We start from the raw sequence: 9411 nt of genomic DNA, 5'->3' as shown, positions 1-9411 counted from the left end.
CCACCGAGCTGCTGCTGAGAATCGCCGTGGACGCCGGCTACTGCATCGACAAGACCACTCTCACCGCGAGCGCTCCGCCCTCCACGGGCACCACCCGCGCGGCGGCTGACACCGCCTCGGCAACCCCCACCCCCGGTCCGCGCTGCGCCCGGTTCCTCGCGTCCAGGGCCAAGGCCTCGGTGCAGTGGAAGCAGGAGAACGCTTACCGGACCTTCGAATCCACCTTCGCCACCAGGCTGCCGAAGAACGAGTCCCGCACCGTCAACGCGCCCGTCGAAGCCGCAGGATGACGGAACGGGCCCGGGGGGCGTACCCCCCGGGCAGTCACACGCCCCGTTGGATCCGTCCTAATCTCCGGAGAAGCCGAAGATTCCGAGGTGAGTCGGTGTGTCACCGGAGTAGAGGACGACGTAACAGCCGGTCCACCGCATCTGACACTCGCCGAGTAGGCTCCGTTCGTGCTCCTGGCTCTCAGCCTCATGGGCGGCGGCGACGAGCTCTTCGTACCGCTCGACCGATGGGCGGTCTGTGCCGAAGTGGTGCACCACGCGGCTGAGTGCCAGCGGGCGCAGGGTGCCGATGTCGGCAATCTCGGACCGCGTCGGCGGGGTGTCCGTGGCAACGATCCTGTCGATGTCGAGGATCGTATGGGTGCCCTCCGTCCCCATGAACTCCTCGTCCTCGTACAGGTCCTCCAGGCTTCCGTAGCGAGCGTCGTCGCCGTACTCCTCCTGAAACACCCTGGCCTGCAATGCCGCAAAGGCCGCCTCGACATCGCCGTCGTACCCGGTGACGTAGTCCCATCCGCTGGCACCCATCGAGCCATCCTCCCTGAAGATCGTGAATAGCCGAACGGTAGCGGCGGGGACTGACAACACCGCGCCGTGCCGGGGCCAGGGCCGACTTCCCGAGTGAGATGTCGAGAGGATGGTGCGGCCGCACCACGAAGATCGCCCGGGCAGGTCCCGGCCGGGGCGGCCTCAGGTGCCGCTGGCCGCGTTCCGGCGGTACCGCCGTCTACGGGCGGCCCCGTCGTTTGACCTGCCCACGGATCCTCGCATGCAGTGTCGACGACGGTCAATGGCTGACCCACGTGGCCACGTACCGGAACTCCCCTCGCGGGCCCTCCTGTCGGGAGTAGTCCTCCCAGGAGAGGTGACAAGTGTCGTGCAGAGTCCGGGTGTTGGGTTCGTAATCGCCCCCGCCCCAGAGGAGTTCGCCGGTGAGGGTGCGGCCTTCGTGGATGCGGAAGTCCGCGTCCCTGGTTCTGCGAGCGCCGTCCTTCGGAGGCGTCCACAGCGCCCTGTCGTTGGTCAGGAGCAGTGCCAGGCCGTTCTGGTCCGGATGAGTGCAGTATCGCTCCAGTCGCGCGATGTCGGAGACGAAGCCCAGGCGGCCGACGTCGGTAGCGGCGTGTGACGCCAGGGTGTACTCCTCCTCCAATGGCCCGGCCACTCCGGCCCACCGTGCCTTGAAGTACTTGAACTCGACGGCGGTTCGGGCCGACGGGCCGATACACATCAGGTCGAGGTGCTCGGCTCCGTTCGTCTTGGCCGAGGGCTGTCGAACCTCCAAGCGGGACTGGATCTTGCCGTATTTCCGAGGGACACCCGCGCTGTTCTGCCGGCGGCAGAACACCAGCCGGACCGGGCTCGACGATCACTACAGTCCAGTCTCATGACGACGATTACGACGCGTACGGTCGAGTACCCGGCCGACGGTTTGACGATGATCGGGCACCTCGCGCTCCCGGCTGGTGTCGACCGCCGGCCCGCGGTGCTGCTCGGACCAGAGGGCATGGGGCTCAGCGACGTCGAGCGCCGCCGGGCCGATGCTCTCGCCGAACTGGGATATATAGCGCTGGCCTTCGACCTTCACGGCGGGCGCTATTTGGGCGACCCCGAGGAGATGCTGGCCCGTTGCCTGCCGCTGCTCGCTGATCCCGACCGGATGCGGGGCATCGGCCATGCGGCGCTCGACGTGTTGCGCACCGAACCGCGGACCGACCCCGACCGGATCGCCGCCGTCGGCTACGGCACCGGGGGCGCCATCGCGCTGGAACTCGGGCGCGATGGCGTCAACCTGCGCGCGATCGGGACAGTCAACGCAACTACCACGGGCCGACCGGGCGAGGCGGCGCGCATTCGCTGCCCGGTGTGGGCCGGGGTCGGGTCGGAAGACCCGATCATGCCGCCCGCGCAACGGAACGCGTTCGCCGCTGAAATGCAGGCCGCGGGCGTCGACTGGCGCCTCGCGGTCTACGGCGGCGCCTTGCATGCCTTCCACCACCCGCCGGTCGACCACCCCGTGGTCCCCGGAGTCGGCTACCACCCACGGCACGCGCAGCGAGCCTGGCGCGACGTCGTCGACCTGCTCGCCGAGTGCCTGCCCGTGACGGAGGATCCGGAAGCATGACCCAGGTAAGCATGCCGGCGCAGGGGCCTGGTCGGCTTCGGGTCGTTGCCCCTTTCGCGCGTATCTCGGTCACACCCCGGTAACGGCAACGCGTCACCCTGCGCTCGCACTTCGTCGAGTTGGGCAGAGGCCCTCGGCGACCATCTCGCCCGCGACGCGCCCGGCCGTGGCGTTGGCCCGTGAGCCGTACACTCCCGTCGAACCCGGTATGTGACCCCTTGAAGGAGGAGCATGAAGTCCGTCCGCGAGATCGAGCTTCTGGCCGAGCAAGCCCATGCCGGACAGGTCGACAAGGTCGGCGTTCCCTATATCGAGCATGTCCGTGCGGTGGCCGCCGGGCTCGCGCCGCTCGGCGACGCTTTGGTCATGGCCGGTCTCCTGCACGACGTCCTGGAGGACACCGACTGGACCGCCGAATCTCTGTTGGGCACCGGTGTCCCCACACAGGTCGTCGCGATCGTCCAGGCAGTGACCAACCAGCCGGGGATGGCGTACGAGGAGAAGGTCCGGTACATCGCCGCCAACCCACAAGCAACGCTCGTGAAGATCGCCGACAACGCGCACAACTCCCGCGACGACCGAGCCGCCCAGCTGCCGCCGGAGACGCGGGAACGCCTCGCCGCGAAGTACCGCGCCGCGCGCGCCGTGCTCTGGCCGGCGGCCAGCCGGGCCGAGATCGAGACCATCGTGCGCACCGTCAATCCGGCCTTGCTCCCGGAGCTGGACGAGCACCGCGCCGACTAGGGGCGCCACGGAGAGCGCCACCACCCCCAGATCGCCTGCGGAGTGACGGACGGGGCGCTTAGTGCCGCCCGACGACGCAGATGCTCCTGCGCCCGTCGGAGCAGTGGGTGAGCGAGCCCCGCCGGGCATGATCGATCGGCCCCGGGCCGCACCCGCTTGAGTCGGGTGAGGTGCCGTGTAGTGGGTAGGGGCGCATCGGAGGGCCGATTCCGTGACGCGCTCTGACTGGCTTCTGCTGTCCGGTGAACGCGGCAATTCCGCGACGCGCCTCGACGAGCGACGCCCGGACGGGGTTGCCTGGTCCGACGGGAATGAGGCCCGGCCGCTGGTTCACGGCGCTGCCTACTTCACCGAGCTCCTGGCCGCCGTCCGTGCGATGCGCGCCGGCGACCTGCTCCTGTTCACCGACTGGCGCGGCGATCCCGACGAGAGGCTTGACGGACACGGCACGGAGATCGGCGCGGTCCTGTGCCGCGCGGCCGAGCGCGGGGTCATCGTCAAGGGGTTGCTGTGGCGCTCCCACCTGGACAATTTCCACTTCAGTCAGGAGCAGAACCTCCACTTCGGCCAGGAGCTCGAGGAAGCGGGCGGCGAGTGCCTGCTCGACATGCGGGTGCGGCCCGGCGGGTCGCACCACCAGAAGATGGTGGTGCTGCGCCACCCCGGCCGCGAGGAGCTGGATGTCGCGTACGTCGGCGGAATCGACCTCTGCCACAACCGCAACGACGACGCCACCCACAGCGGCGACCGCCAGTCGTTGAGCATGGCGTCCGTCTACGGGCCGCACCCACCGTGGCACGACGTCCAGCTCGCCCTTCACGGGCCGGTGGTCGGCGACGTCGAAGCGGTCTTCCGTGAACGGTGGGAGGACCCGTCGCCGCTCACCCGCAGTCCGCTCACGCGAGTGCGTCAACGGGTGCACCGGGAGGACACCGACGCGGGCCGCCTGCCCCCGCAGGAAGCCGATCCCGCCCCCTGCGGTACGCACACCGTGCAGCTGCTCCGCACCTATCCGAACCGGCTGCTGCGCGGATACCCCTTCGCCCCCGACGGGGAGCGCAGCATCGCGCGCGGATACCTCAAGGCGCTGCGTCGGGCCCGGACGCTGATCTATGTCGAGGACCAGTACCTGTGGTCCCCGCACGTGGTGGCCTGCTTCGCCCGGGCGCTGACCAGGCATCCGCGACTGCTGCTGATCGCCGTCATCCCCTCCGTGCCGGAGCAGGACGGCCGGATCACGCTGCCCATGAACCTGATCGGAAGGATCAAGGCTCTGGACGAGCTGCGCCGCGCCGGCGGTGACCGGGTCGCGGTGTACGGCCTGGAGAACCGGGCCGGAACCCCCGTCTACGTGCACGCCAAGGTGTGCGTCATCGACGACGTATGGGCCTCTGTGGGCTCCGACAACATCAACCTCCGCTCGTGGACCCACGATTCCGAGCTCAGCTGCGCCGTGATCGACGAGAGTCGGGACCCACGGCGGCCGACGGACCCGGGTGGACTCGGAGACGGCGCGCGCGCCTTCGCCCGGAACCTCCGCCTGGATCTGATGTCCGAGCACCTGGGAGCCTTCGACCACGATGCCCCCGGCGATGCGGGCGAGCGGCCGCGCGCGGCAGGGGAGACGGAGGGGTGGACGCCGGACGCACTGTGCGATCCCGTGACCGCCCTCAGTGCCTTCGAGGAGACCGCCGCCGCGCTGGACGACTGGTACGACAACGGGTGCCGTGGCCCCCGGCCGTCGGGCCGTCTACGCCGGTATGTCCCCCCGGCCCTGCCCAGAATGGAGAGGGTGCTGGCAACGCCGCTGCACCACCTCCTGGTCGATCCCGACGGCCGTCCCATGGGCCTGCGGCGCCGCCACACGTTCTGACGGCGCCACGTGGTCACCGCTCCTCGTGCGGCCGGGCACCCGCCTCATGGTTCGAAGGGTCCTGCGGGAACAGGGCCGTGAAGACCCGTTGGAATCGTGCGGCCATCTCGTCGGCGGTCTGCTCGGGGTGGTGGCGCCACCATCCGACCGCGGAACTCACCGTCCCGTACCAAAGGTGCGTGACGAGGTCGGCATCGAGCGGGTCCGTGGCCTGTGAGGCTCCGAGGATCTCGGCCACTCCGACTGCTCCCATGCTGTTGAGTTCCCGCCGGTACGCGGTGGCTGCGGCATGGAGGTCGGTGTCGGCCGCCACGGTGCTGTCGTAGACGAGTTCCCAGTCGTGCAGGCGCGACTCGAGCGCCCGGAAGACGGCCTCCATGGTGCGTGCGGCGCGCGCGATGTCGTGTGATCCGTCTTGCGCTGACGCGACCGCCGCGACGAGGCGGGAGCCGGCGCGGTCCAGGCAGGCCTGGTAGAGACCGTCCTTGGACCCGAAGTACTCGTAGATCATGGGCTTGCTGATCCCTGCCCGCGACGCCACCACCGCGGTCGAGCCGCGCACGTAGCCCTTGGTGCCGAACTCCTCCGCCGCCGCGTCCAGGATCAGCAGTTCGCGGTCCTTACGGGGCATGCCCTTGGTGCCCACACCGCGCGCGATCTTCTCCTGCTTGCTCATGGCTGCACCCTATGCCAATCTTACCGCGCGTTAACTTACCCAGCGTTCAGATCGGTGGTGTCGGGAATGCAAGGCAGGACGCGTTCGTGGTGGGGATGGGGAAACGTCGAGGATGCGGTGGCCGGCGCGGAGCGTGACGCGCTGACCCGCAGGGTCTCCGAGTTGCTGCCGGGAGCGGACCTGACCCCGCATGCGGCTCCGCCGATCGAGTCGTTCGGCGTGGGCGCGAGCAGGGTCAAAGCGCCATCGGCTCTGGCCTCGATCGTCTCCGAGGACATACAGGACCGGCTGGCGCACAGCCACGGGCAGGCGTTCCGCGACGTGGTCCGGGCGCTGCTCGGGAAGCTGCCGTACGTACCCGACCTCGTCGTACGCCCGACCTCGGAGGCCGAGGTCGTCCAGGTGCTCGACTGGTGCAGCGACGCCGGCATCGCGGCCATCCCCTTCGGCGGCGGCTCGTCGGTCGTGGGTGGTGTCGAGCCGCGCGTCGGCGGCGACTACGCGGGGGCGGTCAGCCTGGACCTCACCTCGATGGACCAGGTCCTCGAGGTCGACCGCACCAGCCGGGCCGCGCTCGTCCAGGCCGGAGTCTTCGGCCCACACCTGGAGGACCAGCTGAGGCCACAGGGCTACACGCTCCGGTTCTTCCCCCAGTCCTTCGAGTTCTCCACCCTCGGCGGCTGGCTGGCCACCCGGGCCGGAGGTCACTTCGCCACGGTCCTCACGCACATCGACGACCTCACCGAGTCGCTCCGGGTCGTCACCCCCGCCGGCGTCATCGAGTCCCTTCGACTTCCCGCCTCGGGTGCGGGCCCTTCCCCTGACCGGATGTTCCTCGGCTCCGAGGGGTCCCTCGGAGTCATCACCCAGGCATGGGTACGGCTCCAGGACCGGCCCCGGTGGCGGGCAGGAGCCTCGGTGGGTTTCGCCGACTACGACGCCGGCGTGAACGCCGTACGCGCACTGTCCCAGTCCGGACTGCATCCTTCCAACTGCCGCCTCCTGGACCCCGTCGAGGCGTTCATCAACGCCGGCTCCCCCACGGCCGTCCTTGTGCTCGGCTTCGAATCCGCGGATCATCCCGTCACCGCCTGGATGGACCGCGCCCTGGAGCTCTGCCGTGACCACGGTGGCACCCTGGCCGAGCCGGCTCGCCACACCGACACCGCCGACCAGTCCGCGCACAGCGGGGCCGCCGACACTTGGCGCTCCTCGTTCGTTCGGATGCCGTACCAGCGCGACGCGCTCGCGGCTCAGGGCATGATCGTGGAAACCTTCGAAACCGCGTGCACCTGGGACCGGTTCGACAGCCTCCGCGCAGCCGTCAACGACGCGGCCCAGGACGCGATGCGCCAGGTCGGCGCCACGGGCGTGGTGACCTGCCGGTTCACCCACGTCTATCCCGACGGCCCCGCACCGTACTTCGGCATCTACGCCGCGGGCGCCTGGGGCAAGACGGTGGAGCAGTGGGACGAGATCAAGGCGGCGGTGTCCGACGCGCTGATCGCCTCCGGAGCCACCATCACCCACCACCACGCGGTGGGCCGCGACCACCGGCCTTGGTACGACCGGCAGCGCCCGGACCTGTTCGCCGCCGCCCTCCAGGCCGGCAAGGCGACGCTCGACCCGGCGGGCATCCTCAACCCCGGTGTCGTGATCGACCCCCTGCGCAAGCCCTGAGCAAGCGCGGCGGCTTGCATGCCCACTCGGCGAGGGCGATGCGTGAGCGCATCCCGCCGGGTGGGCATCCGCGGATGCAGGCAGATCCGTCCGGGCGAGTCGTTGGACCGTTCGGACCCTCCGTCGGTCCCATACGTCCGAACCTTCCCTCCCGCCCTCGGCGGCGACGGCCTCTCCCCAACTCCCACCCGGCTGGCAGACACGCAACGTGGGGCAAGGCCCGGCCTGGAAAGTATGATCAAGCGATGTCTGACATGACCGAGACCACGCCCGGCTGGCTGACCACTGATGAGCTGGGCATCGCCAGGGCCCAGATGCCGATCCTGTACGTCGAGGCCGTGCCCGTGCGCGTCGACGACAGCGGCGAAGTCACCAGCATCGGAGTGCTTCTGAGGATCCGCGAGGACGGGACGATCAATCGCACCCTGGTATCCGGCCGTGTCATGCACCACGAGCGAGTCCGTGACGCGCTGCTACGCCATCTGGAGAAGGACCTCGGCCCGGTGGCCCTGCCTCGTGTCCCCGCGTCCTTGCAGCCCTTCACGGTCGCCGAGTACTTCCCCACGGCGGGCATCACCCCCTACCACGACCCGCGCCAGCACGCTGTCTCTCTCGCGTACATCGTGCCGGTGACCGGCGACTGCCGTCCGCGGCAGGACGCGCTGGACCTGGTGTGGTTCAGCCCGCAGGAGGCGGCCTCCCCGGCCGTTCAGGGCGAGATGCCGGGCGGCCACGGGGTGCTGCTGAAGCAGGCCCTCGCGCATGTGGGACACGCATACTGAGGGCTGTCCGCACGCTCGCCAGGCGATGAGCAATCGCCCACCCCACCGACTGGACGCGGCCTGGCGGAAGTGCCGTACAACGGGCCAGGCCACCAGCGAACTCGATCAGCCCGGCTCCACACCGCGACGCTCGGAGAGGCCCTGCCGACCGTTGCGGCGTCCCGCCGGTCACGACCGGCGGGACGGGCGCTCTCGGTGTGTCAGTCCCTGCGGTACTGCGCCGGCGAGTTCTTCGTCGCCGGGTCCTCGTACGAGCCCGGCTGCCCGCGGTCCACATGGAACGTGGTCAGCGTGGAGACGCGGGACGCCGGGTCACGGCGGTCGTCGATGACCCGCATGTGGGCGCTGAAGCGCTCCGGGGTGACCTCGTAGACGTCGTAGCCGTAGCGGTTGCCCTCGAAGTACTTCAGGTGCGGGTTGCCCGCGCCCATGATCGGCCCGTTCGTGGCGTTCCAGCTCGCCGAGTAGGCGCCCGAGGTCACCGAGTGCGCCGTGAACTCCGTACCGATCACCGGCGAGGTGACGTCGTCGAAGTCGGGCCGGATGTCGTCGACGAAGGCCGAGTGCCAGTCGCCGGTGATGACGACCAGGTCCTCCATCCCCGTGCTGTGCACATGCCCGAGGACCTCCTTGCGCTCGGCGCGGAAGCCGTCCCACTGATCGGTGAACATGAACGAGCCGCCGGGACGGCTCCGCAGCTGGCTGAGCATGATCGAGTTGGTCCAGACGTGCCAGGAGTCCGGAGCCTGGTCGATGTTCCGCTTCAGCCAGGACTTCTGGCCGGAGCCGAGGATCGTGCCGTCGGCGAGGTTCTGCGCCGAGCGGTACGAGCGCAGGTCGAGGACGGACAGTTCCAGCAGGTCGCCCCAGCGCCGTACCCGGTGGATCTCCGGGTCCGGCAGCGCGGCCGAGGTGCCCGCGCCGCCGTCGCGGTGCGGCATGTTCTCGTACCACGCCTGGTACGCGGCCGCCCGGCGCTGCATGAAGGGCGCGCCTCCACCCGTACCGGAGTAGTCATTGACGACCTCGTGGTCGTCCCACGTCAGGAACCACGGGTGCGCGGCGTGCGCCTCGCGCAGGGAGGCGTCGCCCTTGTAGAGGGCGTGGCGGCGGCGGTAGTCGGCGATCGTGAAGATGCCGGGGCCCTCGTGGTCGCGGACGTGGGGGGGGGGGGCCCCCCCCCCCCCCCCAGTCGGGGTAGTGGGATCCGCGCTCGGTGCGGACATAGCTAAGAGAGAACA

The 9411-nt window shown here is 69.8% G+C and carries 8 protein-coding genes and 2 pseudogenes; 6 read left to right on the top strand and 4 right to left on the bottom strand.

Going from position 1 to position 9411, the window contains the following annotated elements:
* A pseudogene (locus ACFVZW_RS24090) lies at positions 1-290 on the top strand (hypothetical protein); the annotation flags it as partial.
* A gap of 57 nt (positions 291-347) precedes the next feature.
* Here the strand turns inward: ACFVZW_RS24090 and ACFVZW_RS24085 are convergent.
* Together ACFVZW_RS24085 and ACFVZW_RS24080 are read right to left on the bottom strand one after the other, a co-directional pair.
* Entirely contained in the window at positions 348-818 is a 471-nt protein-coding gene (locus tag ACFVZW_RS24085; RefSeq protein ID WP_384524753.1) for a hypothetical protein, read from the bottom strand.
* A 259-nt stretch (positions 819-1077) separates the two neighbouring features.
* Positions 1078-1575 carry a hypothetical protein gene (locus tag ACFVZW_RS24080; protein WP_384524750.1) on the bottom strand — a complete coding sequence of 166 codons (498 nt, stop codon included), beginning with the start codon at positions 1573-1575 and terminating at the stop codon, positions 1078-1080.
* 102 nt (positions 1576-1677) lie between these two features.
* Between ACFVZW_RS24080 and ACFVZW_RS24075 the strand changes: the two genes are divergently transcribed.
* The 3 genes from ACFVZW_RS24075 to ACFVZW_RS24065 all read left to right on the top strand — a co-directional run bounded on the left by ACFVZW_RS24075 (position 1678) and on the right by ACFVZW_RS24065 (position 5032).
* A complete protein-coding gene (locus ACFVZW_RS24075) occupies positions 1678-2415 on the top strand; it encodes a dienelactone hydrolase family protein (protein WP_384524747.1) in 738 nt (245 codons plus the stop codon).
* A 231-nt stretch (positions 2416-2646) separates the two neighbouring features.
* Complete coding sequence (locus tag ACFVZW_RS24070) at positions 2647-3159, top strand: HD domain-containing protein (RefSeq protein ID WP_384524745.1); 513 nt, start codon at positions 2647-2649, stop codon at positions 3157-3159.
* Positions 3160-3370: 211 nt separating this feature from the next.
* Complete coding sequence (locus ACFVZW_RS24065; protein ID WP_384524742.1) at positions 3371-5032, top strand: phospholipase D family protein; 1662 nt, start codon at positions 3371-3373, stop codon at positions 5030-5032.
* A 13-nt stretch (positions 5033-5045) separates the two neighbouring features.
* Here ACFVZW_RS24065 and ACFVZW_RS24060 read toward each other — a convergent pair whose 3' ends face one another.
* Positions 5046-5708 (bottom strand): TetR/AcrR family transcriptional regulator, encoded by a 663-nt coding sequence (locus ACFVZW_RS24060; RefSeq protein ID WP_384524740.1) that lies wholly within the window; start codon positions 5706-5708, stop codon positions 5046-5048.
* 66 nt (positions 5709-5774) lie between these two features.
* On the opposite strand from ACFVZW_RS24060, the gene ACFVZW_RS24055 reads away from it, so the two are divergent.
* Together ACFVZW_RS24055 and ACFVZW_RS24050 are read left to right on the top strand one after the other, a co-directional pair.
* Positions 5775-7388, top strand: a complete 1614-nt coding sequence (locus tag ACFVZW_RS24055) for an FAD-binding oxidoreductase (RefSeq protein ID WP_384524737.1) — start codon at positions 5775-5777, stop codon at positions 7386-7388.
* 245 nt (positions 7389-7633) lie between these two features.
* The gene (locus ACFVZW_RS24050; RefSeq protein WP_384524735.1) at positions 7634-8170 is read left to right on the top strand and encodes an NUDIX hydrolase family protein; all 537 of its coding nucleotides are present in this window, start codon (positions 7634-7636) and stop codon (positions 8168-8170) included.
* Positions 8171-8370: 200 nt separating this feature from the next.
* On the opposite strand, the pseudogene ACFVZW_RS24045 reads toward ACFVZW_RS24050, so the two are convergent.
* Positions 8371-9342 (bottom strand): annotated as a pseudogene (locus tag ACFVZW_RS24045) (alkaline phosphatase D family protein); the annotation flags it as partial.
* Between the last annotated feature and the right edge of the window lie 69 nt (positions 9343-9411).

It is taken from the genome of Streptomyces sp. NPDC059567 (genome assembly GCF_042735655.1).
Taxonomy (GTDB): Bacteria; Actinomycetota; Actinomycetes; order Streptomycetales; family Streptomycetaceae; genus Streptomyces.
The sequence above is the reverse complement of the archived record's forward strand: the minus strand, read 5'-3'. Positions and strand labels throughout refer to the sequence as shown.

Coding starts and splice junctions, on each gene's coding strand:
- ACFVZW_RS24070 (WP_384524745.1), top strand. CDS start 2,647: ATGAAGTCCGTCCGCGAGATCGAGCTTCTGGCCGAGCAAGCCCATGCC.
- ACFVZW_RS24055 (WP_384524737.1), top strand. CDS start 5,775: ATGCAAGGCAGGACGCGTTCGTGGTGGGGATGGGGAAACGTCGAGGAT.
- ACFVZW_RS24075 (WP_384524747.1), top strand. CDS start 1,678: ATGACGACGATTACGACGCGTACGGTCGAGTACCCGGCCGACGGTTTG.
- ACFVZW_RS24050 (WP_384524735.1), top strand. CDS start 7,634: ATGTCTGACATGACCGAGACCACGCCCGGCTGGCTGACCACTGATGAG.
- ACFVZW_RS24085 (WP_384524753.1), bottom strand. CDS start 818: ATGGGTGCCAGCGGATGGGACTACGTCACCGGGTACGACGGCGATGTC.
- ACFVZW_RS24060 (WP_384524740.1), bottom strand. CDS start 5,708: ATGAGCAAGCAGGAGAAGATCGCGCGCGGTGTGGGCACCAAGGGCATG.